Annotated in this window: 29 protein-coding genes and 1 pseudogene; 9 read left to right on the top strand and 21 right to left on the bottom strand. The window is 60.0% G+C overall.

The genetic code is table 11. The features are described 5' to 3' along the window. The first annotated feature begins 83 nt into the window (after window positions 1-83). The 6 genes from PSC72_RS09145 to PSC72_RS09170 all read left to right on the top strand — a co-directional run bounded on the left by PSC72_RS09145 (window position 84) and on the right by PSC72_RS09170 (window position 5,875). Window positions 84-680, top strand: coding sequence for a hypothetical protein (locus PSC72_RS09145; protein ID WP_274325572.1), 597 nt, complete (start codon window positions 84-86; stop codon window positions 678-680). 3 nt (window positions 681-683) lie between these two features. Beyond that, the gene (locus tag PSC72_RS09150; protein WP_274325573.1) at window positions 684-1,172 is read left to right on the top strand and encodes a DUF892 family protein; all 489 of its coding nucleotides are present in this window, start codon (window positions 684-686) and stop codon (window positions 1,170-1,172) included. A 144-nt stretch (window positions 1,173-1,316) separates the two neighbouring features. Then, complete coding sequence (locus PSC72_RS09155) at window positions 1,317-2,675, top strand: aryl-sulfate sulfotransferase (protein ID WP_274325574.1); 1,359 nt, start codon at window positions 1,317-1,319, stop codon at window positions 2,673-2,675. Between the two features lie 421 nt (window positions 2,676-3,096). After that, window positions 3,097-4,230 (top strand): tyrosine-type recombinase/integrase, encoded by a 1,134-nt coding sequence (locus PSC72_RS09160; protein WP_274325575.1) that lies wholly within the window; start codon window positions 3,097-3,099, stop codon window positions 4,228-4,230. 434 nt (window positions 4,231-4,664) lie between these two features. Beyond that, window positions 4,665-5,450, top strand: coding sequence for a ParA family protein (locus tag PSC72_RS09165; protein ID WP_274325576.1), 786 nt, complete (start codon window positions 4,665-4,667; stop codon window positions 5,448-5,450). Next, window positions 5,447-5,875 (top strand): hypothetical protein, encoded by a 429-nt coding sequence (locus PSC72_RS09170; protein ID WP_274325577.1) that lies wholly within the window; start codon window positions 5,447-5,449, stop codon window positions 5,873-5,875. The genes PSC72_RS09165 and PSC72_RS09170 overlap by 4 nt, the downstream gene beginning before the upstream one ends. 639 nt (window positions 5,876-6,514) lie before the next feature. On the opposite strand, the gene PSC72_RS09175 is transcribed toward PSC72_RS09170, so the two are convergent. From PSC72_RS09175 to PSC72_RS09185, 3 genes are all read right to left on the bottom strand, one after another. Next, on the bottom strand, window positions 6,515-7,753 hold the full coding sequence (locus tag PSC72_RS09175) for an RNA-guided endonuclease InsQ/TnpB family protein (protein ID WP_274325578.1): 1,239 nt from the start codon (window positions 7,751-7,753) through the stop codon (window positions 6,515-6,517). Between the two features lie 165 nt (window positions 7,754-7,918). Further along, entirely contained in the window at window positions 7,919-8,545 is a 627-nt protein-coding gene (locus PSC72_RS09180) for a hypothetical protein (RefSeq protein ID WP_274325579.1), read from the bottom strand. Beyond that, complete coding sequence (locus PSC72_RS09185) at window positions 8,545-8,904, bottom strand: hypothetical protein (protein ID WP_274325580.1); 360 nt, start codon at window positions 8,902-8,904, stop codon at window positions 8,545-8,547. The genes PSC72_RS09180 and PSC72_RS09185 overlap by 1 nt, the downstream gene beginning before the upstream one ends. 104 nt (window positions 8,905-9,008) lie before the next feature. Between PSC72_RS09185 and PSC72_RS09190 the strand changes: the two genes are divergently transcribed. Together PSC72_RS09190 and PSC72_RS09195 are read left to right on the top strand one after the other, a co-directional pair. After that, a complete protein-coding gene (locus tag PSC72_RS09190) occupies window positions 9,009-9,452 on the top strand; it encodes a hypothetical protein (RefSeq protein ID WP_274325581.1) in 444 nt (147 codons plus the stop codon). Between the two features lie 502 nt (window positions 9,453-9,954). Continuing rightward, window positions 9,955-11,211, top strand: a complete 1,257-nt coding sequence (locus tag PSC72_RS09195; RefSeq protein ID WP_274325582.1) for an RNA-guided endonuclease InsQ/TnpB family protein — start codon at window positions 9,955-9,957, stop codon at window positions 11,209-11,211. 1,514 nt (window positions 11,212-12,725) lie between these two features. Here PSC72_RS09195 and PSC72_RS09200 read toward each other — a convergent pair. Beyond that, the gene (locus PSC72_RS09200) at window positions 12,726-13,172 is read right to left on the bottom strand and encodes a hypothetical protein (protein WP_274325583.1); all 447 of its coding nucleotides are present in this window, start codon (window positions 13,170-13,172) and stop codon (window positions 12,726-12,728) included. A 200-nt stretch (window positions 13,173-13,372) separates the two neighbouring features. Further along, window positions 13,373-13,783, bottom strand: a complete 411-nt coding sequence (locus PSC72_RS09205; protein WP_274325584.1) for a hypothetical protein — start codon at window positions 13,781-13,783, stop codon at window positions 13,373-13,375. Window positions 13,784-13,840: 57 nt separating this feature from the next. Between PSC72_RS09205 and PSC72_RS09210 the strand changes: the two are divergent. Beyond that, window positions 13,841-14,831, top strand: a pseudogene (locus PSC72_RS09210) (transposase). Window positions 14,832-15,081: 250 nt separating this feature from the next. Here PSC72_RS09210 and PSC72_RS09215 read toward each other — a convergent pair. From PSC72_RS09215 to PSC72_RS09290, 16 genes are all read right to left on the bottom strand, one after another. Further along, complete coding sequence (locus PSC72_RS09215) at window positions 15,082-15,498, bottom strand: hypothetical protein (protein ID WP_274325585.1); 417 nt, start codon at window positions 15,496-15,498, stop codon at window positions 15,082-15,084. After that, on the bottom strand, window positions 15,498-15,827 hold the full coding sequence (locus PSC72_RS09220; protein ID WP_274325586.1) for a hypothetical protein: 330 nt from the start codon (window positions 15,825-15,827) through the stop codon (window positions 15,498-15,500). Before PSC72_RS09220 ends, PSC72_RS09215 begins: the two co-directional genes overlap by 1 nt. Window positions 15,828-15,841: 14 nt before the next feature. Then, the gene (locus PSC72_RS09225; RefSeq protein WP_274325587.1) at window positions 15,842-16,675 is read right to left on the bottom strand and encodes a hypothetical protein; all 834 of its coding nucleotides are present in this window, start codon (window positions 16,673-16,675) and stop codon (window positions 15,842-15,844) included. Beyond that, the gene (locus PSC72_RS09230; RefSeq protein WP_274325588.1) at window positions 16,672-17,121 is read right to left on the bottom strand and encodes a hypothetical protein; all 450 of its coding nucleotides are present in this window, start codon (window positions 17,119-17,121) and stop codon (window positions 16,672-16,674) included. Before PSC72_RS09230 ends, PSC72_RS09225 begins: the two co-directional genes overlap by 4 nt. Beyond that, window positions 17,122-17,481 (bottom strand): hypothetical protein, encoded by a 360-nt coding sequence (locus PSC72_RS09235; RefSeq protein WP_274325589.1) that lies wholly within the window; start codon window positions 17,479-17,481, stop codon window positions 17,122-17,124. A gap of 89 nt (window positions 17,482-17,570) precedes the next feature. Continuing rightward, entirely contained in the window at window positions 17,571-17,768 is a 198-nt protein-coding gene (locus tag PSC72_RS09240; protein WP_274325590.1) for a hypothetical protein, read from the bottom strand. Beyond that, window positions 17,765-18,631, bottom strand: a complete 867-nt coding sequence (locus PSC72_RS09245; protein WP_274325591.1) for a hypothetical protein — start codon at window positions 18,629-18,631, stop codon at window positions 17,765-17,767. Before PSC72_RS09245 ends, PSC72_RS09240 begins: the two co-directional genes overlap by 4 nt. Further along, window positions 18,631-20,088: a hypothetical protein gene (locus PSC72_RS09250; RefSeq protein ID WP_274325592.1), complete on the bottom strand. Its 1,458-nt coding sequence runs from the start codon at window positions 20,086-20,088 to the stop codon at window positions 18,631-18,633. The genes PSC72_RS09245 and PSC72_RS09250 overlap by 1 nt, the downstream gene beginning before the upstream one ends. Then, entirely contained in the window at window positions 20,085-20,345 is a 261-nt protein-coding gene (locus PSC72_RS09255; protein WP_274325593.1) for a hypothetical protein, read from the bottom strand. The genes PSC72_RS09250 and PSC72_RS09255 overlap by 4 nt, the downstream gene beginning before the upstream one ends. 23 nt (window positions 20,346-20,368) lie before the next feature. After that, window positions 20,369-21,115 (bottom strand): hypothetical protein, encoded by a 747-nt coding sequence (locus PSC72_RS09260; protein WP_274325594.1) that lies wholly within the window; start codon window positions 21,113-21,115, stop codon window positions 20,369-20,371. A 3-nt stretch (window positions 21,116-21,118) separates the two neighbouring features. Beyond that, window positions 21,119-21,640, bottom strand: a complete 522-nt coding sequence (locus PSC72_RS09265) for a hypothetical protein (protein ID WP_274325595.1) — start codon at window positions 21,638-21,640, stop codon at window positions 21,119-21,121. Next, the gene (locus PSC72_RS09270) at window positions 21,640-21,939 is read right to left on the bottom strand and encodes a hypothetical protein (protein ID WP_274325596.1); all 300 of its coding nucleotides are present in this window, start codon (window positions 21,937-21,939) and stop codon (window positions 21,640-21,642) included. The genes PSC72_RS09265 and PSC72_RS09270 overlap by 1 nt, the downstream gene beginning before the upstream one ends. 72 nt (window positions 21,940-22,011) lie before the next feature. Further along, complete coding sequence (locus PSC72_RS09275; protein ID WP_274325597.1) at window positions 22,012-22,173, bottom strand: hypothetical protein; 162 nt, start codon at window positions 22,171-22,173, stop codon at window positions 22,012-22,014. Then, a complete protein-coding gene (locus PSC72_RS09280; protein ID WP_274325598.1) occupies window positions 22,173-22,961 on the bottom strand; it encodes an ATP-binding protein in 789 nt (262 codons plus the stop codon). The genes PSC72_RS09275 and PSC72_RS09280 overlap by 1 nt, the downstream gene beginning before the upstream one ends. Then, entirely contained in the window at window positions 22,958-23,116 is a 159-nt protein-coding gene (locus PSC72_RS09285; RefSeq protein ID WP_274325599.1) for a hypothetical protein, read from the bottom strand. The genes PSC72_RS09280 and PSC72_RS09285 overlap by 4 nt, the downstream gene beginning before the upstream one ends. A 3-nt stretch (window positions 23,117-23,119) precedes the next feature. Next, window positions 23,120-23,674 (bottom strand): hypothetical protein, encoded by a 555-nt coding sequence (locus PSC72_RS09290; RefSeq protein WP_274325600.1) that lies wholly within the window; start codon window positions 23,672-23,674, stop codon window positions 23,120-23,122.

Consider the following 23,674-nt stretch of genomic DNA (forward strand, 5'->3'; position numbering starts at 1 on the left):
GAGCGGAGTAAATAGATTTTACCGTACTATTAAGAGATATCTATCAACATCTTTAGGACCGTTCCCGCTCCAGGGCCAGTCATATGTCCAGTCGGAAGAACGCGATGCTGACCACAGAGGATCGGAAGTGGTTGACGGGGGAGAAGACATACGAAGGCCAGCACGCGAAGCAACAACGTTACCAACGTCGCCGGGATATCCGCGAGCGGATCTACAACTCGATCCTCGACTTCTCAATCGTGTTCGAGGAGCTCGATATCGAAGAGCACCGCGAAATATTCGGCGACGTGAGCGACGATGGGCGCCAGTGGATGAACGACGATGCTGCCTTACGGGACGGCGTCCGAGATGGTCTCGCGTTCCTCTTCTACACAGTGGGCGTTGCCGCGCTGATGCGTGATGACTCAGGACCGACGGCTACTGTCCCCGAGTGGATGATCAAATCGGGTCTGCAACGAGCCGGACAGAAAGACGGGTTCCTCGTCGAGGATGCCCAGCTCGACGTGGAGGCAACTGACGTCGCAGTTCCGGAATTGCTAGATGCGCTTGAATCGGGTGAGGACATCTCACCTGCGGGGCTGTATCAGCTCATGGAGAGTGGCGCACTCGACGCCGACGGTGTCCAAGAGTGTCTGCGCGAGCAGTTCCACGCCCAGCGGAACGACGAGGAGGGGGTGTGACCGATGGCGATCGAGACGAAACGCGACATGTTCGACCGAGATCTCCGAAAGCTGTATCATGCCGAGGTCGAGATTCTGGACCTCCATAGCGACCTATCCGCGGCGGCCACAAGCCGTGAAGTGGTCGAACTGTTCGGTGGCCACGAGGGCGACACGGTCGAGCAGATTGACCGCATCGAAGAGATCTTCGAGGTGCTCGATCTGGAACCCCGCGAAGAGGGTAGTTCGATCATGGAAGGACTGATCGCCGAAAAGGACGAGTCTGTCAGTGCAGTCACCGACGACATTCTACAGGACATCGACGTGGTCAGTATTGGTCTCATCAACGAACGCTTGGAGATTACACTGCTTGATCGGTTGCTTCTCCTTGCCGAGGAACTTGACCTGCCCGACCCGACGATCCCCCACCTCGAAGCAAACCGAGCCGAAGCTCAGGCCGCCCTCGAACGGATGCAACAGTTCCTCAACCAGCGCCGCGAATCCGAAGAGTAACACCACCCGATACCAGATCCCACTATCGACCTTGACATCCGAAGCCATCATGACGACATTCATTCCGTCGCTTCCCTCCAGCATCACCCGGATTACCGTTTCTCGTCCGAATACATGTATCTCTAAGTTGACTGGAGACTGTCGATGAGACCACTCGTCGGACTTATCGTCGGTGTACTCCTGTTCTCATCAGTCGCCGCAGTCGGAGCGGTAAGCGGGACAGGAACGTACGACGGTGAAACCGGTTCGTCGGCTATCGATCCACAAGGAAATCTGAACCCCTGCATCGGGACGATGGGCGAACAACCGGATCAGCCGACCATGTTCACGATTCAGGGAGCGCGGGGATCCGACAAGACGGTCGCGATGCTCGCTAGTGTCCAGCCCGATGGTGAAGTTACCGGCATCTACAACGGAACCGCGAAGGACCGATGGTGGGTATACGATATCGACCCACTTGGGAACGGTAATCTCTTGCTCTCGTCGACCGAGCCAGGAATCTCTATCGTCGAGGAACTCGATCCCGAAACCGGCGAATCGATATCCGCCCGGCGGTTCGAGGATATTCACGACTCCCACGACGCTGACCTGATCAACGGCGACGAATTGCTTATGAACGACATGAGCAAAGAAGGCGAGGACAGGGTCGTCGTCTACAATCTCACGCAGGACGAGATCGTCTGGGAATATCGATTCGCCAACCATCCAGAGCTGTTCCCAAGCGATGGTGGCGGGAACTACTCTGAAGACTGGACTCACAACAACGATGTCGAACAGATCGATGATGGGGTGTTCATGGTGTCAGTACGGAATTTCGACCAGGTCATCGCGATCAATCGTTCGACAAAGGAACTTGAGTGGACACTTGGCGAGGATAACGAGTATGATATTCTCAACGAACAGCACAATCCCGATTACATCGAAAGTGAGAACGGGACCGCGACGCTGCTCGTCGCGGACAGCCTCAACGACCGCGTGGTCGAGTACGCCCGGACAGACGGGGGCTGGGAGCAGACTTGGGTCGCCCGTGGAGGTGGACTTGATGAACCGCGTGACGCGGATCGCCTCCCCAACGGCAACACGCTCATCGCTGACCGGCGCGGTGATCGTATCGTCGAGATTACGCCCGAGAGCGAGGTCGTCTGGGAATTCTATGCGCCTTGGCAGCCCTACGACGTCGAACGAATGGGGACAGGTGACGAATCAACCGGCCCGACGATGCGTGATGTCGGGACAACAGGCACTTACGAAGTCAATGGGAGCGCGGACTTTGCTACAACTGATGTCGAAGCGTGCTATGACTACCTGACGAGTGTTACCTCCCAACGTCTCGTAGCCGGACAAGCAGCGACAACGGATACCAACCAACAGACAGCAGGGAATACCACGGAGATCGCAGCATTAGGTGCAACCGATGATGACGGCGGTCACTCTGTCGTATTCATCTTGGCGGCCGTGGTCGGATTGGTGGTCATCCTCGGCTTTGTCTGGGTCCGCCGCTGATACGGTCCTCGGCCAGCTCGTCCCTCCAAATTCTCATCCAGTTCGATAACAACGACACGGTCTTCTCGACGCGCAGTCTTCCGATGTATCGCCCAGATGTCTTACTACGACTGGCCGGCCTACACCGCGACGCCGCTGTACGACCGAGATTCGACGGGCGAACTCGAAGAAGTTGTCCATACCCTCGCGACCGTCTGGTTCGACGACGGCGCCCACAGGTCCACCACTATGCCCGGTGTAGTCGCAACTTCCGCCCGCGGAAATAGTATTGCGACATACAGTTTATAACTAAGAAATTGGGGTGCTTGGGGTTCAAGAACGCCAATTTCTGCCGAATAGCCGGATTTATCGTTTAGTGCGCCTTAGAACACAAAGACACAGTAAGTATTAGTGGATGGCCGCCGTCTCCGCATCCGAACCGATGACGGACGCCGAGACCGGGGGTTCAGGAGCCGAGACCGACATCGAGGTCGCGATCGACGCGCGACTCGCCAGCCTCGACTCCGGGAACTACCGCGCGAACAACAAACTCGTCCTGAGTACCTTCGCTGAGTACCTGGAGAACCACCGCGGCGTGACGACCCTCGATGCGCTGGACGTCCTCGACTGTCGCCGATACGCTCAGTGGCTCCGCGAGCGCGTCCACGACGACGAAGACGACCTCTTTGCGGCCTCGGCTCACGCGAACGGCCCGTACTTCACCATCGTCCGGGCCTTCCTCGGCTGGTGCGTCGACGACGAGCGTCTCGATTCTAACCCAGCTCGTCCAAACCGAGTGAAGCAGGAACTCCCTGAACATCACGGCGATCACGACCGCCAGTTCTGGTCCGCCGAGGCCCGCGGCGCACTGCTCGATTTCGTGAACGAACGGGCACACGACGCACTCGACGAATCAGCCGACGTTCGAGAGCGAGCCTTTCGAGACCGAGCAATCGTGACGATGCTGGCCCTCACCGGGGCCCGCGGCGCCGAACTGTTCAACGACCCGCGCGACGAGCACCGTGACGGACTCCAGTGGAGCGATGTGGACCTCAACCGTGGCGTCGCCGAGGTCTTCGGGAAGACCCGCGAACAGCAGCCCATTCCCCTGACCGACCAGGTAGTCGATAGCCTGAAGCGGTACCGAACTGTTCTCAACCCACCAACCGTGGACTGGCCGGTGTTTCCGACTCGCCACCACCCTTCACTCGCGGACGCCGTCGAGACCGGGCTTAAACAGCGCGGCTGGGATGAAGATGACATCGAGTCTGTCGTGGATGAGGCGACCTCTATGGAACTCCTCCGAGAGCACGAGATCGCGCCACCGGCGCTTTCGAAGAACGGTGCCCGTTCCATGATGAAGCGACTCTGTGAGGCCGCTGAGATCCATATCGACGGCGAGTATCTGAAGCCGCACGGAGGGCGCAGAGGTTTCGGCAGTGATCTCTACGCCCAGGACGCCGAGCTGGCACAAGAAACGCTCCGACACGAGTCCATCGAGACCACACACGAGTCCTACCGCGAACAGAACGTCATTGAGCGCCGCAAACGTTTAGAACAGTTACTAGACGGGTAATACGCCACCGGATATATTCCAGCTCAATTCGCACCAGAGACATAACCCAGATAGTATAGATAACCCATAACATCCAGACAATCCGTATAATTCGGATTATCCATAGAACCCATATTACTCGTATTATCCAGACAATCCACCACATCCACCTTCCCCAGGTAATCCAGAAAATTCGGAGAACATGGTTTAGACGTCTTCTATAGGCTTGTCCGGCCAACATGGATTACTCGTGTAATTCTGGTTATTCGCACTATATGGGTAACCACTATTATCCAAATAACCCTTATTACCCACATTATCCACATAATCTGAGCCGCTTCGTCTGACAAGGCTTTATTGGCAAAGACGTACCAGATGGATAGTGAAGGTAAGATGGATAACCCGGATAATCCATCTGAGCCGGATAATCCATGACATTTCGAGTGACAATCGCGATGCAGAAAGGCGGCGTCGGAAAATCGACGACGACGATCAATATAGCCGGTGCATTGAGCGATCGAGGTCACGACGTGCTCGTCGTCGATGCCGACCCGCAGGGGGGCGCGACGCTTAAGATGGGCTTGAGAGATGAGTATCGTAATTCAGAGCATGCCCTTTTCGACATACTGAGTGATATGGGCCAGCTCACGTACGATGACCTCGATCAACTCATCGTAGAAACCGATGAATTCGACATCATTCCATCCCACCTGCAGAACTTCAACCTCGAGAAGTACCTCTACTCCGAAGCGGGGGGCCACGAGGCCCTAAGGAAGGCAGTAGACCGGCTGGATACAGAATACGATCTCATCTTAATCGATAGCCCACCGAACCTGGGGCCGCTATCAGATGGTGCACTCATAGCAAGCGAGAATGTCCTCTTCCCCAGCCATCCGAACACGATTGCAAGGGACAGTCTCGAGATCCTCTTTGACGAAATCGAGACGATCGAAACGAAATTCGACCAGTACGACATCAAAACGATGGGCGCCGTATTGAACGAAGTGCCGTCTCAAGGGAACGTCGCACGCGAGGTAGAAGACTGGTTCTTCGACACCTTCGGTGAAGATTACGTGTTTAAAGTCCCAGAGTGGGACGTCGTCGAGCACGCGATCGAGTTTCGAACGTCAATCTTCCAGTACGACCCCGATGAAGCGGGCTACCCGTGGGACGAAGACGCTCAGAAAGACGTCATGGCGTCCTACAATCGCATTGCGAACTACCTGGAGGAGTTCCTATGAGCGGCGAAGAAAACCCGATGATGGACCGGTTCGACCCGCCGGATCCGGACGATGCTGATTCTGAGGAGGAGACGCCAGAAGAGCAAGTTGATGAGCCGGATAGTCCGGATAGTACGGACAAGTCGGATAATACGGATAATGCGGATAATGCAGCACAGGCGAGCCAACCAGAAGAGACAGACAAGACCGATGATTCCGAGGGATCGAATGAGGACACCCGCCGAAATCGACCACATACAGCCCTCTATGTCAGCGAAGAACTCGTTGACAGAGTTGAGGAGCGATTCAATAAAATCAACGGCCAGCTGATGATAGATGGCGAGGAGCCCCTTGAGAAACACAAGCACTTCTACGAGGGTCTCCTCAAAGCAGGGCTCGAGAACGACGATCTCGAAGAAATCGTCCTAGACCAGCGCGACGGGTAACGTCGAAGTTCAATTCTTGTCCGACAGGCCCCAGTATTGGAGTATGAGTTCGACATCCTGGAAGAGTCAGAGCCATCGCACTCGGATTGCGAGACTAGTCATAACGGCCGTGAATATTGAACGGTGGTAACTGAGAGGTGGATCTTCAGGGTGTTATCCCGCAACTATCCATGACTGTGTTTTGACAGTTAGTGATAGATGGGTGGAAATAGTCCATTTAAAAACGAGTAGCCAATTATGGAGTGAGAATGGGAGGCCAAAGGCTAAGTGAGTCATAATCTTATGGAATACCCGAACTGGCTACACGGCCCGGTAAGGGCGCTCACATGTGATAGTGACAGCAGTCACTTCAAAGCCATTGGAGGGTGTTACGTGTACGCACTTTTGGAGGAGTGCAAGCACGCCATGTGGGTGCCCCGGAAAGCGGTGTATCCATGTTCACTATACCGACACGAATAGCGAAGACCCTCCCTCAGTCTACGACTCCTCAGAAGAGTCATGTTCGATGTTCAGTTCCTGGAGTAGATCAACTAAGAACTCGAAATCCAGCTATTCCTTGCCGAGACGAAGTCGTTCATATAGCGAGAGAGTAAGGCAGTCAACTACCCCGCCCTACTTCGCTCACGCTGACGGGTTTGCTCATGGAGGGTGGGGCTTGTCCATGAACTCGGCCTCGAACCCGGCCGGGTGGGCGGTAAATCCGCCGCTCGGCGTCACTGTTCCAGACTTTAGGGCAAGTTGACTGTTGCCCGTCCGCCGAGACGACTGTTGGCCTCGGCGGACGTACCTCATACCGATGTTCTTCGCCGCGTTGTAGTCCGCGTTCGCTTCCGACTCGCACTTCTGACAGCAGAAATCGCTTCGATTCGGGCGATTCTCGTCGGCTGTAAAGCCACACTCGGCGCACCGTTTCGACGTGTACGCCGACCCCACTTGCTTCACCGAGACGCCGACCGCTTGGGCTTTGTACTTGACTTGCTCGTATAGCGTTCGGAACGCCCACTTGTGCCCCCACGACGCGCCCGTGCGGTCGCGGATGTGGGTCAGATCCTCGAACGAGATCACGTCACAGTTGTATCGGAGTGCTTCGTCTACGATGGCGTTCGACGCACGGTGGAGTACGTCGCGGATGTACCGAAGTTCGCGGTCACTCGATTGTTTGAGCGTTCTATGGGCGCTTCTCGTCCCGGTCTGCTGGAGTCCGGCGCGTACCTTCTCAAACTCACGGAGGTTGTGGGTTAGCTCCCGCCCGCTAAAGAAGGAGGCGGTACTGGTGACCGCGAGGTTTTCGATACCGAGGTCAACCCCGAGGACCGTTCCGTCCTCGGCGATATTTCGTTCGGTATCGGTCTTGTGTCGGCGGAAGCCGATGTGCAAGAAGTACTCGCCGTCGCGGGCGGTGAGCGTGCTTTCCGTGACGCTCCATTCGTCTGAATCGAGGTACTGTCGTTGATAGCCGTCGTCGGCGTCGGGGAGGGCGAGCGGACATCGGATTCGACTCCCCATCGTGGCGAGCGACACCGTGTCGTCATCGAACAGTGTCATACTCCGCGCGTCGTATGTAACCGTTGGCGCGGTGAAGGTGGGCTTGCTGACCGTCTTGCCGTTCGAGCGGCGTTCGAGACAACCAGTGATGGCTTCTGCGGCTTGGTGGGTAGCGAGGATCGCGTGCTGACTCCCGAGGTCGGTGTGTTCGCGCACGTCGTCGTAGGCGAGGGGTTGGACGTCGCTCTTAGCGTTGCACTTGCCCCACGCCATGTCCGTGGCGATCTGGCAACCACGCTTCCACTCGGAGATAGTTTCCTCAAGCAACTCGCGTTGCTCGTCATCTACCGAGAGGCGGGTGATTGCGGTCCGACGCACGTAGTCGTCTGCCACGTATTCAATGTGGATTGGAGGATTCTTATAGATCGGTGTTTGTGACGGATACAAACGCGCTCCTCCCCTCCCGACTCACTCGCTTCGGTCGCTCATTGAGGAAGGGGACTCCGCGCTACCGCTTCAGTTGAGGACCTGTAGTTCAACAGTTGCTGCCAGGGTAACTCAGATGGCCTGGATACCTCCACCGGATAGTTCGTTTTTCCGTTTGCCGCTCGTCGTCTCGGGAAGTTTTCCATCTGGTCGAGGGACGAGCCCGGCGAGGATATCCGTACGAACCCTCCGATAATGCTTACAGCCGCCGACATCGACCGAGTCTGGACAGGAACATTCCTTCTCAAGGACATCCACCATGTAAACGCCGCCAGAATCGGAGCGTACTTCGTAGATACCTCCTTGCTTATACAGCGCGACGTCCATTTCCTGTGACTGTGCACGCTCTTCTCGTCTCCTGGAGTCGTTCTTGAGCCACGCAGAATCTAAACCACCGCGTGATCGGTCAGCTCGAGGGGATCCCCCGGGTAGACGTTCCATCTCTCTCGAATCAGTCCCTGAGCATTCTTCATCGTCAGCTCCACTCTTTCCGTTTGCCGTCTGTAATTCGGAGATCCGGTTTGAGAGTTCACGGACGACTGCTGGTCGATCCCGATGGTCGCGCTCGTACTCCAGATAACGTTCGAGGGTTTCCACCTGGTCCATCATCTGGATTGCTGGCGTGATTACGCAGAGTGACGTTGCGGCGAGGAGCTTTTCGGGCGGTAGATCCTCCAAGACCGATTGATCGTGTGCCATTAGCTGTCAGAAGGAGATGTCCGCCTCGCGAATTGATGGTGACCGAGACGCCCCCATTCGACGAGATATTCACACGCCTCCTCGATGACTGTGCGAATCGCGGTGTTCGTTGAACAACCGGCGGGACACTCTATGAGATGGACGAGCTCAAGGCTGTCCTCCAACCGAATGGCTGGATGAGCTTCGTAGAGTTCGACCAGTACCTCGCGCACCAGTGTCTCACGATCGGGGTCTGGACCTAGGGACTCGAGGACGATTGCGCTCAGATGCTGCACGCGACGGACGTCGGCTACGACAGCCTCCATCTCCGTCCCCGAAAGTGTCTCAATCGGGTGTGAGGCTGCTGTATCGGTATTCATGTGTAGAACCCTCGCCGTTCTCGGGGGAGACAAACCAGCGGAATCAGCTGTCTCCTACGCTACTACTATGATGAATGCGTTCATACCGTAGCGTAGGAAGAACGATGACCACTGATGACTCGGACTCTACGGGTGACATGCCACCTGAGCCTCCGGAAGATCTCGCAAACTGGGTCGTTGAGCCACTCCAAGCGCAGAACGTCGGAGCGCTAGACCAGATCATCGCCTACTGTGAAGAGCTGATCGAGCACAAGACGAGACCGGTCGCCGAAGACGGAGACGACACAGAAGGAACAACTGTCGAGAAGAAACCCCAGAAAGACCAGTCTCCGGAGGAACGGCGCGAAGCGCAAGAAGAGGTCGAACAGTTATCGAAAGAGGATATGAAAGAGCTCAGCGACGAAGAATTGCGGAGGTATGGGACCGTCGAGATTAGAAAAATTCCCTGCGGGCCGGGGTGCGATGGTTGCCCCCATGGCGACTACCGGTACGTTAAGTATCGAGATGATAGTGGCACTGTGACTTCGAAGTACGCTGGAAAAGCATGATTCTCTGCACGCTCTAAATTAAGTACGAAGACGGGGCCTATGCAGTTCGTGCCCATCTGTTCCCAGTGCCAGCGAGAATTTAGTAATGATAGCGCTTTGGCCATTCATCAATCGCAAAGCCAAGTTTGTCAACACGCAGAAGGGATACGCCAACAGTATCTTGATGGCGCAAGCCTTAGAATGCTCGCCGCTGAGTTCGATATCGACCGGAAATCTCTCTATCGGTACTTGGATTCTCTCGACCTCGTACGAGATCACAGCAGTGCAAATGAGGTAGCTTGGGACAAGGAACGATTCCACGGCCCAGACCCCGATTTCACAATAGACGATGAATTTGCGTGGCTCAGTGCTGTTCTACTTGGCAATGGATTGGTGCACAACTGCTGCGGTAGCGCGGAGTCCCCCTCAAGGAGAGACCATAGGGAGCGAGTAGGGAGAGGAGGAGCACGCGCATTGGTCACAAACACGAGTATATAAGTAGCCACCCACCTACATTGAAATTGTGGCAGACGACTACGTGCGTCGGACAGCAATCACTCGTCTGGAGGTTACGGACCAGCAACGCGACCTCCTCGAAGAAACCATCTCCGAGTGGAAGCTTGGTTGCCAACTCGCCACCGACATGGCGTGGGGCAAGTGCAACGCCAAAAGCGACGTCCAGCCCCTCGCCTACGACACCGTGCGTGAGGACACCGACCTCGGAAGTCAGCACGCGATTCTCGCCACCCACCAGGCCGCCCAGGCCATCACCGGCTGTCTCGAACGCCGGACCAACGGCAATGCGGTGAGCAAGCCCACCTTCACCGCCCCCACGGTGAAGTACGACACTCGGACTATGACAGTGTTCGACGACGATACCGTGTCGCTCTCCACAACGGAAAGTCGCGTCCGGTGTGAACTTGCTCTTCCTGACGCCGACGATGGGTACCAACGGCAGTATCTCGACTCGGATGCGTGGAGCGCCACAGAAAGCACGCTCACCGCCCGTGACGGTAATTATTTCCTACACATCGGCTTCCGCCGACCGAAGACCGATACCGAGCGGAACACCGCCGAGGACGGAACGGTCCTCGGGATCGACCTCGGTGTCGAAAACCTCGCCGTCACCAGTACCGCCTCCTTCTTCAGCGGGCGGGAGCTGACCCACAACCTCCGTGAGTTCGAGAAGGTCCGCGCCGGACTCCAACAGACAGGAACGCGAAGCGCCCACCGGACGCTCGAACAGTCAAGTGGCTGTGAGCTTCGATACGTCCGTGACGTACTACACCGAGCGTCGAACGCTCTCGTCGCAGAAGCACGCCGGTACGACTGCGACGTAATAGCGTTTGAAGACCTCACCCACATCCGCGACCGGACGGGGGCATCGTGGGGGCATATGTGGGCGTTCCGAACGCTGTACGAGCAAGTCGAGTACAAAGCCGAAGCAGTCGGTATCTCGGTGAAACAAGTCGGTTCGGCGTACACGTCGAAACGGTGCGTTGAGTGTGGATTCACGGCCGACGAGAATCGTCCGACTCGCAATGACTTCCGGTGTGTGAAGTGCGGAGCGGAAGCAAACGCGGATTACAACGCGGCGAAGAATATCGGATTACGGTACGTCCGTCGAGGTCAACAGTCGTCTCGGCGGACGGGCAACAGTCAGCTTGCCCTGAAGTCCGGAACAGTGACGCCGAGCGGTGGATTCACCGCCCACCCGGACGGGTTCGAGGCCGAGTTCATGGACAAACCCCACCCTCCACGAGCGAACCCATCAGGGTGAGCGAAGTAGGGTGGAGTAGTTGACACGGCTCGCTATCCGGCAAGCGATGGACCGTCCCGTATTGTACCTGGTGGACTATCCAGGAGAACCGTTCACCGCTACAGGCCCCCCAGACGAGTAACTGAGCAGACTGGGTCTCCGCCTTCACCAGGGGTCACCTCCCAAGCAAGAGGTGGCAATGCCACTCGATGACGTGATGTCTGCTACTGTGCTGGTACAGTGGAGCAGGAACGGGACCATGAGGTCGCTGGTGCATTGGGTTACAGACGTGAATCGACGCAATTCTCTTCTCCTCCACCTCCTCGAGGAGAAACAAATCAAGCGAGAGCAGCGGAGAAGCCCAGACTGGTGGGCCGGATGGTTCATTCCGCCGCTTCGTAGGGATCCGGCCCGTATCTGTCCGTCCGACATCTACGACAAGACCAGATGAAGAAAGTGACCGCATCGGCCTCAGAATAGAGATCAGTGGGGTTTCCTTCGGGGTGGTCTCCCTCGACATTGTCTGGAGTAAGCCGGTGATGATCGCAATATTCGTGAATCCGCGGTTTCGCACACACGTCGCAATAGAGACGCTCGCGGTCATCTTTCGAAGCGTCGAGGGAGGTCTGGGAGGTCCTGGGAACTGCTTTAAAACCGAGTGCGGGAACCAGCCAGAGTTCCTCTTCTCCACGCCCCATATCTGGAACTGAGCAATCTGCTTCATCGCTCGGAGCAGGATATTCAGCCAAGAGAGGGACTAGTTGAGTTCGATCGTGAATTGCAGTCCCCGCTTCACTGAAGAGATACGCCCGCTCAGCCGGTCCGTCGACGGAGGCCTCCGCTCCATCGGTCCATGATGTCCGCTTTCTGGCCTGCGTGAACAGCTGGAGGCCCGTCTTGGTGGCGACTGGTACTGCATCCGGGAGAGCACCCCATCTACGAGCGTACGGTATGAGGTCTCGGCGGCTGAGGTTATGAACAAGCTCGAATGTTTCACCGCCGAAGTCGTTCGGAAAGGTACCACTCGTATCGCGCCGGTGTAAACCTCGGGTTCCACGGACGATTGCTTCGAACCGGGAAGAGGCAGGTACTATTGCGAAGATCAATCGATCGACGAGCGAAACGAGACTTCCTCCGTCGTTTCCAGATGCCTGTTCGTTCTGCGCAGCGGGGCCTGAACGGTCTGAAGTCGAACAAACAGCGCATTCAGTTCGGTCACTCGAGAGAGTGGCTCCGCAAGTGGTACACCCTACGCTGTGGCGCCGGATATCTTCCGGCGACGGAGGATCATAGCGGTCTCCAAACTCATCATCCAGTGGATGGACCTCGTCGACCTCGTCGTTCGAGGTCCCGTTGTGGTCCGGAAAGATCCCGGTATCGCAATCGTCGGGATCGTAGAACGGGTTATATCTGCGTTCGTCATCGGCAGTCATTGGAGAGACTCACACTGGGTTGACCACCATCCTATTTAAGTGACTTCGAGGAGAGAACGCAGAATAGTTTCCGAATTGACCCGACCAGGCGATAGAGTGGGATTAGTACTCCTGCTCGTCGATCCGACCCCGCTGACGCCGATGGTCGAACATGAAACGAGCACTCGCTTGCTCTCCGTCGAGCGTTCGCTGGTCAGCATCCGTACTGGCGAAGAGCATCCCCTGCTGAGAAGGGTATTCAGAGTCCTGACTATCTCCTCCTAACCGTTCGCGAACGGCAGAGACGGGACGATCGTCGACGAACTCGTCACTCCCACCTGTTTCGATACGAGGAGTCGGGGTTCTGGTATCGATGTCCACTCCGTGATCGAACAGCGTTGTCTCGGAAGGGGTATCATCGAGTTCGAGGAAGCCGTTCTCGCCGATTGAGGTACGTTCGTCCCCGTCATCGTGGGCAGTTCCGGAGTCGGAAAAGACTGCTTGGTGATGCACTGAAAACGAGTGGGCGGTACTACTGACTTCTGACTGTTTTTTCATTTCTGACACCATGGACTTCGAAGCCGTCGTTTTGGGAACAACGACAGACGGGAGACGAGCAGATCTCTCCCGCATCGTCTCGGGGGGATACAAACCCGTTGAAAGATCGCAGATACACAGCCCAGCACGCTGTCGTAGAACAGTTCACAAGGTTGTTGATTTCAGGGCTGTCGAGGATGAATCACCTGCTCAGTACGCCTGCGAATAGAATATCACCGCTCGATCGAGGTCTGGAAAATGGACGAGTCGTTACGATAGTGCTCGACGACTGTTTGTCGGGGAAGTTTGGGTTTATCGATCTGCTCGTTAAATTCGACGCTGACCTCGTATGGGACGAATTCCTCCACATCAAAGATGAGTTCAGCGTCGCTACGGACTTTTTCAAGTTCGACGTGTAGACTGTCTTCGACGACGTATATTCGCTGTGGAACGACCTGTTTGTCGGGTGAGCCGCCCAGAAAGATTCCGCGTACAAGAACACGGTATCCATTGTCTTCGTACAGCGCGGTAGCCCAGTTGCTAATCGGTGCTGGCCACTCATTCTCCCCGTGTTCGCCCGGCTCCGAGTCCCATACGTCTCGATTATCCAGCCGGGAATACGACCACGTCCGGATAGCCTCCATGACGAGGGTGTCATAGAACGATTAGCACACCAAAGAGCAGGGTGAACGCTGAGGTGGATGAGTTCAGCGACCCTGCAAGATGATCCTTCGGTAGAGTCGTTCTTCAATGTCGTGGAGACAGAGACGCTAGCGCTGTTCGAGCACCTCTCCTTCGAATTTCTCGAAGAGTTTGACGTGTTCGCCCCGGCGCAGACGGGGCGAACACGAGACCACGAACCACCAGAGCTGATGCGTGGCTTTCTCCACTGCTACTACAAAGATATCTACGGCATCCGCCCCGTCGAACGAGAGCTTCGGAACACGGTCGTCTGGTTGAGCTGGCTTCGATCGACCGCCGTCGAGAGACGCGGTCGATCGCTTCCTCACCGACCTCGAACACGTCGCTAACGAGGTGTTCGATCACCTCGTCGAGCAGGCCGCCCGCCGCGGCCTGCTCGACTTGACCTACTGTATCGATTCGACCGACGTGAGGGCGATGCCAGCCGACCCAGATGCGTCAAAGTGCTACGATCCAACCAAGGACGAGTACTACTACGGCTACGGCTGTACAATCGTCTCGACCGGGCAAAAGATACCGATCGCAGCGGAGTTCACCGAGAGCAAACAAGCACCAGAAGAGACGGCGATGCGCGTCACCCGTGACGCGCTCGCCGTCGAGCAACCGATCTGGATGGTCGGTGACAGCGCCTACGACACGCTCGACTGGCACGACCACCTGCTGGCCGCAGGGGTCGTGCCAGTCGCTCCGTACAACGCGCGAAACACCGACGACCCGCTCGATATCGAGTACAGGGTCGAAGACCGCATCGAGGAACACAGTGAAGACGTTCAGCTGAAGCAACCGACGCTAGATGAGACGTACAACCGCCGCACGGGAGTTGAACGAACCAACGAATCAGTGAAGGACTGCGGCCTCGGGCGCACCCACGCCCGAGGCCGCGTCCACGCACGAGCGCAGGTGTTCCTCGCGCTGTGCCTTCGCCTTGTCATCGCGATCACCAACTACGAACGTGGAGACAATCCGGGAAGCACGATCATCACGGTGTGAGAAGAGTTCTATGACACCCTCCACTTTGGATAACTCGATCAGAATTAGAATCTGGGGGGCCGTCAGAACTGCCCATATTGACTCCTGTGAACCGCTTTCATTTGGTGTTATTGGTAACCGTGAAATTTGATCCACTTGAACCACTATGCCATCTCTGTACTAAGAAGCGGACACTATCTCGCATAGATAACAGCAAGCAGTAACATATAGCCTGAACGGAAACGACGGTATGCGGACAGGGGGAGAAAGATTAGCCCAGGCCGAGCGCCGGCCGGATGTCTGACTTCCACACCGCGTCAAGCGGTGTCCACACGCCCAGCGAATGGGACACCGCGTCATCCAGCATGATCAGCGCGCCGAGCACCGCGACCAGTTGCCAGCGGTACGGGTAGCGCCGCCACCAGGCCGGCCGGAACGGCGCCGTGACGGCCACCGCCGTCGACGCCAGCACGATGCCGGCTCCCAGCGGCGGGTACCGCGGCCAGGCCGACAGGAAGCCGTACAGGCCGAACAGCACCGCGGCGCCGGCCCACACGGGTTCGCGCTCCGGGTAGTTGTCCCAGACCACCATCACCGCGATGAGCAGGATGATGGCCCCGAGGTAGTAGTGATGGGGAACCGCCAGGTTCCCGTCAGGCAGCGCCTCGGCCGGGAACTGGCGCCTCATCAGTTACCCCCGCTGGTGAACTTCCCGGTCTCATCCCGGGGGGGAGTCTGGCCGCTGCCGGAGTCGGCGTCGCCCTGGTCGGCGCCGGCCTCGACCTCGGCGCCGCCGTCGGGATGACCCCGAGCGAGCGGCGCGTCGGCCTGTCGAAGCCACTGCTCGCGCTCCATGCCCGCCGGGGGCTTGGCCGGGATCTTCGAAGCGAACAGGCGGCCGAAGCCCCGCAGCCGGAGCAGGCCGTAGCGCGTCGGGACGGCCATTCCGCCCAGGAACGCGAGCAGCACGATGCCCAGCACCTTCGCGCTGGGAGTCGGTACTTCCGGGACCGTCATCTGTAGCGTTTCAATCATGCGATTTCACCGAAAACGTTCCAGTTCGCCACGTAGGACCGCTCGTAATTGCTGTCCGCGTTGTTGACGCGGATGGCCATGCCGGTGATGTTGCCGTTACTGTCCGTCTGCCAGCCCTCGAACCCGCCTTTCACGTCCGTACTGTTGGAGTTCGTGCCGTCTTGGTAGGCGAAGGCCCCGCCGCCGGCCGCGGCGTACGTGTTCGTGAAGCTGACGCTGATGGTCTTCGAGGTGTCTGCGGCGATGTTCCCGGTCGTGGTACCGCTCTCCGCGGCGGTCGTGATGCCGAGGTCGCTGGCGTGCTTGCCGTCGACCGTGTCCGCGTCGCCCGCGATGGAGACGTTCGCGCCGTCGACGGCGGTGCGCGCCTCGCTGTCGGAGTAGCGCGTGTGGTGGTCAGCGGAGTTGATGCCGCTAAGGTTGTCGTGGCTGATGTTGCCCTCTTGGACCGCAATGGACCCAGCCGAGAGGCCCAGCGCGTTGCCGAGAGACACGTCGAGCGACCCGTTCGTGAGGGTCATCGGGCCGGTGAGCGACAGACCAAGCGTCCCGTTCGAGTTGGACAGCGGGTTCCCGAACACGAGGTCGAGGACGCCGCTGTTGAACGTGAGCACGTTGCCGGGACTGAAGTGATCGCCCGCGGCGACGCTGGCGAGTTCGCCGTGATCTGTCACCGTCATCAGCGCCCACGTCCCCGCGCTGCCGTCGTACACCTTCGTCTCCGCGGTGTCGGTGTCGAACCAGCTTTCACCGCCCTCGGGATTCGACGGCTCTGCGCTCTGAACGTAGTCGAACTGGTGCGCAGGGGCACCGGAGAAAGCGGGACTCATGCCTCCCAAGTCACCCCCACACCGTCGCCAGCGGTCGGCGTTCTGACGTGGATCTTGTCGGTGTTGTCGACCTTCGCCTCGAACACGTCTTTGTGCGATTCGAGGGTGACGGGCTGGTTGTTGGCGTCGCCGACGTAGACGCTCCCCGAGTTACCCCGGAGACCGCAGACCAGCACGGTCCCGCCGTCTGCGACGGCGTTGCTCGGTAGCTGCTCGGTCGTGGTGCCGCTCGTAGTGTGCCGAGCGGTCTGAAGGCCGCTCTTGTTCTGCTGGACCGAGAGCAGCGTCGAGAGCGTGTCGCGGATGGTCGTGAGGCGGTCCCTGATGGTCCCGAGAAGCGTGGTCTGCTGGCGCTGCTGCTCCTCGTTGGCGGCCGCCTTCGGGTCGTTGTTGGAGTCCCGGACGCGCCGAATCTGGTCGACCTCGGTGTCAGTGTCCAGGGGCATCTACGCATCCACCTCCTCGTACCCGACCGGCTGGATGGTGTAGTACCGATCCTGATCGCCAACGTTTCGGACGATGACCTGGAGCTTGCGCTGGAACGTCAGCGCCGGGCACCAGGTAGTGACCAGATCGTCTACGTCCGTCGGCGGGATCGGCGCCGGGCCGTAGACGTTGTTTCCGTCCGCTCGGACCTCGTAGGTCGTGCTCGGGTGCTTCGAGATACCGAGCGACGGCAGGCGGAACGTGGTGGTCTGCTGTTCCGGTTTGAACGTGGCGATGAGCTTGCTGCCGCCCGTCACCATCCGAGTCAGCGCCTCGTTGATGGGGATATCCCCCTCGTCCGGTTCAGGCACCACCTGCATCGGGTTCCACACCTCCCGGCGCCTTGTCCGCGTGCTCTCGGTGCTCCTGTACCTCCATCTCCTCGACCTCGACCTCTATCTTTGCCATGTCAGTCTGCCCTCCGTTCGGCGTGCTTCTGCCGGATGTGCTGGTCCAGCCGCTCGTGTGCGTCTCCTGCGGTCTCTCGGGCCTTCTCGGCCTTCTTCCGCGCTGTGCTGTCCTCACCGACCTGGCGGGCGTTGACCACCGAGATAACGAGGTTCGCGGCCTGGAGCGTGACCACGACATCGAGGACGCCGAGACTCATCGTCTCACCATCCCCGCGCCGCTCGTGGTCGCCATGATCTGCATGACCATCTGGGCGACCATGTACAGCGCCAGAATCATCGCGATCTTCTCGATGGGGCCGCCGCCCTCGCCGCCGATGCCGCCGAGCAGGTTGCCGAGCGGGTTGTTCCCGCCGTTGTTGTCGTCCGGCTGCTCGGGGGCGTCGGGGTCGAGCGTGATCGTCTGCTCCAGGCGGTCCTTCACCTCCCCGGACTGGGCGCCCTTCGCCACGTACTCGACCGTCTTCGTCTGCACCTCGGAGACGTTCGGCGTGGTCCACGTCAGGTTGAACTCGGTGGTGTAGCCCGTCCCGGCGATGCACGCGCTGGAGCTATCGACGCGCTGGCCGTCGACCAGCACCTCCAGGCGCACCTCGATGCCTTCGAGACCGATGGCAGAGCTGTCACAGCGGTCCTCCGGGCCGATGAACGTGGCGTTGTTCGTGACGCTCGCGGAGACGTCGACGTTCTCGCCCGGCCGGGCGCGGTTCGGAACGCGCGGCGACCCGATGCTGATCTGGGTCGACGGGTCACTGTCGCCGCCCTGCCAGGGGTCGGTCGTGCTCGACCCGTCCGACCCGCTGGAGTCGCTGCCGGAGTCGCCGCTGGAGTCACTGCCGTCCGACCCGCTGGAGTCGCTACCGCCGAGGTTGAGCGGGTCGCTCCCCTCGTACAGCGCGCCGTCGCCGTCCGAGTCGGACCAGTCGATCCACGAGTTCGTGTCTTCGGTGGAATCGGCGGCGTCCTCAGCGGTCGTGCTGGGATCCGTCCCGTCCCAGGTCGTTTCGGGGTCGCTGCTGCCGCCGTCCGTGGTGTTGCCGTCCGGGGCGTCTGTCCACGGCATCAGTTGGCCCTCCTGTGCAGGATCGCGGCACCGGCCAGCGCGGCCAGGGCGACCATCTCGACCGGCGGGCCGCTGGAGCCAGATCCTGAATCGGACCCGCCCCCGGTGTCGTTGCCACCGCCGAAGCCTGCGAACGGGTTCGTGATGGTGTCGACAACCGAGTCAGCGCCGTTTCCGCCGCTCGAACCCTGCGGATCGCCGCCGGAGTCACCGCCGTCCGACCCGCTGGAGTCGCTACCGGAGTCGCCGCTGGAGTCGCTACCGGAGTCGCCGCCGCTCCCGTCGAGCACGTCGCGGCTGTCCTCGTTGGTGGTCTCGCCGCTGTCGCCCTCGACGGCATCCGGCCCCTGCTGGTCCGGGCTGGTCGTGAATCCGCCGTCACCGCCGTAGAAACTGCTCTGGTCGGTGTTGACCGACCACGAGGCCGGCCCGATAGAGGCGTCGAAGCGGTCGCTGGCGGGCACGTTGACCTTCACGGTCATGTGCTGCGACTCGTGCGGACCGAGCGTCAGCGTCCGACTGTCGACCTGCTGGCCGTTGACCATCACCGGGAGCGTCCGGTTGATCTGCTGGCCGATGCTGTTGACCCACGTCAGCGAAAGCTCGACATCGTTGCCGACCTGCGGGGGGTCGGGAGAGATGCTGATACCCTGGCCTTCGAGGTAGTCCGACGTGTTCCGACTGACGGAGTTGTCGGCGATCGTCACCTTGACGGCATCGGCCTGGAGCGGAACCGGCGCGTCGATGGTGACGCTCTCGGTCCCGTTCGCCGGCAGGGACGCCGAGACCGTCGCCACCTGCGACCCGTTGACCGTGACCGCCTCGCTGATGTTCACCGACTGGCCTATCCGGTTGGTGAACTCCGCCTGAACCGTCGCGTAGCCGCCTCGCGTCGGGTTCGACTCCTCGATGTGCAGCCGGGTCACGTCGACCACGTTGACGTAGCTGCCGGGCACGTCGACGCCGCTGACCTGCTCGCCGACCGGCACCGGGTCGGGGACGCCTCCGCTCCCCGAGTCGCTACCGGAGTCGCTGCTGTCGGACCCGCCCGAGTCGCCGCTGGAGTCGGACGAACCGGACGACCATTCCCAACTGTCGGTGCTGGAGTCAGACGTTTCGCCACTGACGAAATCGTTGTCCAGCAGGCCGCCCGAGTCGCTGCTGTCCGAGTCGCTGCTGTCCGAGTCGTTACTGTCCGAGTCGGACGTGTCGCCGCTGACGAAACCGTTGTCCAGCAGGCCGCCCGAGTCGCTTCCCGAGTCGCTATCCGAGTCGCTGCTGGAGTCGCTGCTGTCCGAGTCGCTGCCGCTCGAACTGTCCTCGACCCAGCGGTATTGACCGTCGACCCACTGGTAGCTGCCGCTGCTGCTGCCGCTGTCCACGTCATCGCTGGTGGCGGGTTCGCTGCTGCCGCCGTCGGTGGTGTTGCCGTCCGTGGCGTCGACCCAGGGGCTCATCGGTTCGCCTCCTTGTACGCTAAGTAGGCGAGGATGGCCACGTTCGCCGCGAACAGGATCACCTGCACCTCCTCGACCGTGTAGTTCGAGCCCTCGATAGCGCCCGCAACAGGGCCGCCCTCGACGGCACCGCTGCCGTCGCTGGTGGGCGCAGTCACGTCGGCATCACCGGAATCTTCGGTGGTCGTGATCTGCGGTCCGCTCTGGCCCTGCTGGCCGTTCGTCTGCGTCTCCCAAAGGGATTGAAATTCTGCCATAAGTGGATGTGAGGAAGGCTACCCTACGCCTGGCTCATGTCCGTCTTCACCAGTCCGGCGAAGCCAGACACCGAGTCCTGCCCCTTGAAGACAGGAATCGAGAGGCGAGCGTTCGACGCCTGCGCCCCGTCGCCGTCCGGGTCGGTGAAACGGACCGTGTACGGTGCTCGGATGTAGACCTCCAGCTTGATGTCCGTCGGCAGCCAGCCGTGTAGCTGCGTCTCATCGAGGCTGAAGAACTCGGGCTGCTCGGTCTGGTCGGTCTTGTTGATGAGCGACAGCGAGCCTTCGTAGAGGCGCTGGGACCCGCTCGACCCGCCCGACGGGACTGCCTTCTGGATCTCCAGCGTGGCGCCCCCGTCCGGCATGTACCAGACGTGCAGGCTGTTGGCTGTGGCGTCGTCCGTGTAGTCGAACGAGTCGTTGGCGTAGTCGACCGCGTCCGGCTGCCCGACGTAGGTGCCGCCCTCCCAGACCACGATGTCCTGCGTGTTCGGACACTTGATGATGTCGTGCGAGAGGTTGAACGTCTCCGTGTTGCCCGCCGTCCCGTCGGTCGTGAACTTCTCGTAGGCCGGGATAGCGACCCGAAACGGGTTGTCTCGGCCCTCGCGGACCCGGTGGGCGGTCGTGATCGGCAGTTCGGCGATCTCGCTGTTCTCGCCGGTCGTGCTGCTGTACGTCTCGCCCTGGTCGATGAGCGTCTGCACCCCGATGTTGCCGGGGTTCCGGCCCATCTGAGACAGCTGCTTGAGGATCTGTTCACTCATGGTTCAGTCCTTGGTGAACGGCCCGCGGAGCGCGTTGCTCTCGACGTAGGCGGTCGACTGCGACCAGTCGATGTTGGTCGGGCAGGTGAGGACGAACTGGAGTTCGTCGATGTCCCGAACGTCCAGTTGCGCACGGGGACCGCCGCCGTTCGCCTCGGGGTTGCGCAGGCCGACCTTCGTCGAGTCGACGTGATCGTTGTGGCGCTGCTGCTGGAGCGAAAGCTGGAGCCAGTCACCGATGTTGTCGACCTCCTCGGAGACCTTGAGCGCCTGCGACTGGCCGGCGACCTTCAGTCGCCACTCGAAGGCGGTCTGAGGCGGGAGCGGGTCGCCGTTGGCGTCGCGCAGATCGAGGTAGTGAGGGATGCCCTCACCACTGCCCTGCGGGACCTGATTGAGCAGCCGCAGGAAGGTGCCGCGCTCGGGGTCGACGCGAAGAACCACGTCGTCCGTGCCGACGATGTTCTGCTCGGTGGTGACGTGCTCGGCGGTGTTGCCCTTCTCCGCGAAGATGTTCACCCCCATCAGTTACCACCTGCGTTCTCGACCCGCTGCTTGATGTTGAAGCGACGCGCCAGGGCCTCTACCGTGTGGAGACCGCCGCCCACGATAGCGAACTTGCTCATGTCCCCGTCGAGGAACATCGCGGAACCGGCGACCGTACCGAGGCCGTAGGCTTCGTCCGGAACCTGCGTGTAGCCGAACCGCTGTTCGATGACGTTACGTCCGACAGTTGCGCCCGCGAACGCGCCGGCAGCGACCCCGATCTTCATCCAGGTGTCGGAGTCGGCCAGCACGTCGAAGGCATCACCATACTCTGCCATGCGCCCGACTGTTCAAAACCAAATCACTAAAGTTAGCAACGAACTGGCGGAATCTCGGGGAAATAGAGTTTCCTAAGCGCGGGGGCGCTGCTCCTCGATGTCGACCATGTCCATCATCATCCGCACGGCCTCGGCGTTGTTCGGAGTCGAACCGGGGAACGCCTCGTCCAGTCGTTCCCGGATCTCCTCGAATCTGTCCGAGTCATCGTCGTAGAGCGTGATTTTGGTCACCATCAGTAGGTTGGTAGGCTGATGGGATTTCCCTGCGACCCGTAGTGGGTTGTCTGCATGTCCATCCCGCGGGTGTTGATGCGCTTCATGTCGCCGCTGTCGTCCGAAAACAGCCACTCGCTCCCAACCGTGTCCCCGTCCCCGTTTTCCCAGCGGCGGACACTGATACCGCCCTCATCGTCCGCGTGCAGGTCCTCGGGCAGGCCCCGCACATCGTGGCCGCCAGCGTTGTGCGCGTCAACCGGGTACTCCAGCGGGTCCTCTATCTTGTTCAGGTCGCTGTCGGTGTTGAACCCGCCGAGCATCCGACTCTGACACTGGGCGATCACCGTCTCCTCCAGGGTGCTCAATCGCTGGGTGATCCACAGCGCGGAAGCGCCCTCTCCGCGGCCGGTGGTCGCCAGCCCGGTGATGGGCTTCGGGCACTTCTCTCCCTGCGGAGCGACGAAGTGCGCCTCGTCGATAGCGAACAGCGGATCATCGAGACGCCGGCCGGCCTCGATAACGTCCGCACAGACCTGGCGCCATTCGTCCACGGTCATCGACTCGACACGGGCGAGAACGACCTTCTTGTTCTGTTCGAGCACGTCCATCCAGCCGCTCACCCCCAGCCCTGCCTCGACCTCACCGACAATCGCGTGACTGGCGAGTCCGGCCTTCACGAGTCCGCGGTATTCGTCGCAGAAGTCGAGAACGATGAAATGCGAGTAGTCGCTGATGGACTCCTCCATGATGCCCTGCGCGTGGTAGCTCTTTCCCCAGCCGGAGATGGCCGCCAGCAGCAGATTCACAGTGAGCCCTCCAGTTGCGACTCCAGGGCCATCCCGCGCCGGGCGCCGCGCTGGACGTGGAACCGCGCGACCGATGCGAGAAGTGGCTTCCCCGCCGCGGCCGCCAGCCCCGGAACGGCCTCCAAGGCCACCCCGGTCAGGTCGAAGACAGTCACGGGTCAGTCCTCCAGTGACTCGCGGACCAGGCGGACGCCCTCGACCGCGCTGGAGACGTTGCCGGCCAGCACTTTCTCCATCATCGCCCGCTGGTCCCACTCGACTACGTTGGTCTCGAACTCGCCGAGCGAGACACCAAACTTCCGCTGAACGTGCTGGTCGGCTATCTCCCGGTCGGCCAGGTCCTCGCTGACGCCCTTCGCCCGGTACGTCTCCGCCCAGTTACTGATCTGCTCCTCCCACTCCTCGGGTTCGAGGGAGAGGTACGCCGCAGCGTCCTCGGGGTTCTCGACGTGCTCGGACATGACCTCCTCGGCGTAGAAGTCGGTGCCGTCGCCGCCGATCTTCGCCTGTACGAGACCCAGCAGCGTCTCCTGACGTTCTTCCTGCGTCGGCACCTCGTCGAGGTGGTCGACGCCGGCCGCATCCTCCAGGCGCTTGACCTCACTGAGTAGTTCGACCTCCAGCCCCGCGATGATGGTCGAGACCGCTTTCATCGCGTCGCTGTTGGCTACCGTGCGCTCCATCATCTTCTCTTTCGCGCCGCCGAATACCAT

It is taken from the genome of Halosimplex aquaticum (assembly GCF_028747785.1).
Lineage (GTDB): Archaea > Halobacteriota > Halobacteria > Halobacteriales > Haloarculaceae > Halosimplex > Halosimplex aquaticum.

What these genes read in the sequence shown, in the direction of transcription:
- PSC72_RS09145 (WP_274325572.1), top strand. Translation starts at nt 84, where the DNA reads ATGTCCAGTCGGAAGAACGCGATGCTGACCACAGAGGATCGGAAGTGG.
- PSC72_RS09150 (WP_274325573.1), top strand. Translation starts at nt 684, where the DNA reads ATGGCGATCGAGACGAAACGCGACATGTTCGACCGAGATCTCCGAAAG.
- PSC72_RS09155 (WP_274325574.1), top strand. Translation starts at nt 1,317, where the DNA reads ATGAGACCACTCGTCGGACTTATCGTCGGTGTACTCCTGTTCTCATCA.
- PSC72_RS09160 (WP_274325575.1), top strand. Translation starts at nt 3,097, where the DNA reads ATGACGGACGCCGAGACCGGGGGTTCAGGAGCCGAGACCGACATCGAG.
- PSC72_RS09165 (WP_274325576.1), top strand. Translation starts at nt 4,665, where the DNA reads ATGCAGAAAGGCGGCGTCGGAAAATCGACGACGACGATCAATATAGCC.
- PSC72_RS09170 (WP_274325577.1), top strand. Translation starts at nt 5,447, where the DNA reads ATGAGCGGCGAAGAAAACCCGATGATGGACCGGTTCGACCCGCCGGAT.
- PSC72_RS09180 (WP_274325579.1), bottom strand. Translation starts at nt 8,545, where the DNA reads ATGGCACACGATCAATCGGTCTTGGAGGATCTACCGCCCGAAAAGCTC.
- PSC72_RS09185 (WP_274325580.1), bottom strand. Translation starts at nt 8,904, where the DNA reads ATGAATACCGATACAGCAGCCTCACACCCGATTGAGACACTTTCGGGG.
- PSC72_RS09190 (WP_274325581.1), top strand. Translation starts at nt 9,009, where the DNA reads ATGACCACTGATGACTCGGACTCTACGGGTGACATGCCACCTGAGCCT.
- PSC72_RS09200 (WP_274325583.1), bottom strand. Translation starts at nt 13,172, where the DNA reads ATGGTGTCAGAAATGAAAAAACAGTCAGAAGTCAGTAGTACCGCCCAC.
- PSC72_RS09205 (WP_274325584.1), bottom strand. Translation starts at nt 13,783, where the DNA reads ATGGAGGCTATCCGGACGTGGTCGTATTCCCGGCTGGATAATCGAGAC.
- PSC72_RS09215 (WP_274325585.1), bottom strand. Translation starts at nt 15,498, where the DNA reads ATGAGGCGCCAGTTCCCGGCCGAGGCGCTGCCTGACGGGAACCTGGCG.
- PSC72_RS09220 (WP_274325586.1), bottom strand. Translation starts at nt 15,827, where the DNA reads ATGACGGTCCCGGAAGTACCGACTCCCAGCGCGAAGGTGCTGGGCATC.
- PSC72_RS09225 (WP_274325587.1), bottom strand. Translation starts at nt 16,675, where the DNA reads ATGAGTCCCGCTTTCTCCGGTGCCCCTGCGCACCAGTTCGACTACGTT.
- PSC72_RS09230 (WP_274325588.1), bottom strand. Translation starts at nt 17,121, where the DNA reads ATGCCCCTGGACACTGACACCGAGGTCGACCAGATTCGGCGCGTCCGG.
- PSC72_RS09235 (WP_274325589.1), bottom strand. Translation starts at nt 17,481, where the DNA reads ATGCAGGTGGTGCCTGAACCGGACGAGGGGGATATCCCCATCAACGAG.
- PSC72_RS09240 (WP_274325590.1), bottom strand. Translation starts at nt 17,768, where the DNA reads ATGAGTCTCGGCGTCCTCGATGTCGTGGTCACGCTCCAGGCCGCGAAC.
- PSC72_RS09245 (WP_274325591.1), bottom strand. Translation starts at nt 18,631, where the DNA reads ATGCCGTGGACAGACGCCCCGGACGGCAACACCACGGACGGCGGCAGC.
- PSC72_RS09250 (WP_274325592.1), bottom strand. Translation starts at nt 20,088, where the DNA reads ATGAGCCCCTGGGTCGACGCCACGGACGGCAACACCACCGACGGCGGC.
- PSC72_RS09255 (WP_274325593.1), bottom strand. Translation starts at nt 20,345, where the DNA reads ATGGCAGAATTTCAATCCCTTTGGGAGACGCAGACGAACGGCCAGCAG.
- PSC72_RS09260 (WP_274325594.1), bottom strand. Translation starts at nt 21,115, where the DNA reads ATGAGTGAACAGATCCTCAAGCAGCTGTCTCAGATGGGCCGGAACCCC.
- PSC72_RS09265 (WP_274325595.1), bottom strand. Translation starts at nt 21,640, where the DNA reads ATGGGGGTGAACATCTTCGCGGAGAAGGGCAACACCGCCGAGCACGTC.
- PSC72_RS09270 (WP_274325596.1), bottom strand. Translation starts at nt 21,939, where the DNA reads ATGGCAGAGTATGGTGATGCCTTCGACGTGCTGGCCGACTCCGACACC.
- PSC72_RS09275 (WP_274325597.1), bottom strand. Translation starts at nt 22,173, where the DNA reads ATGGTGACCAAAATCACGCTCTACGACGATGACTCGGACAGATTCGAG.
- PSC72_RS09290 (WP_274325600.1), bottom strand. Translation starts at nt 23,674, where the DNA reads ATGGTATTCGGCGGCGCGAAAGAGAAGATGATGGAGCGCACGGTAGCC.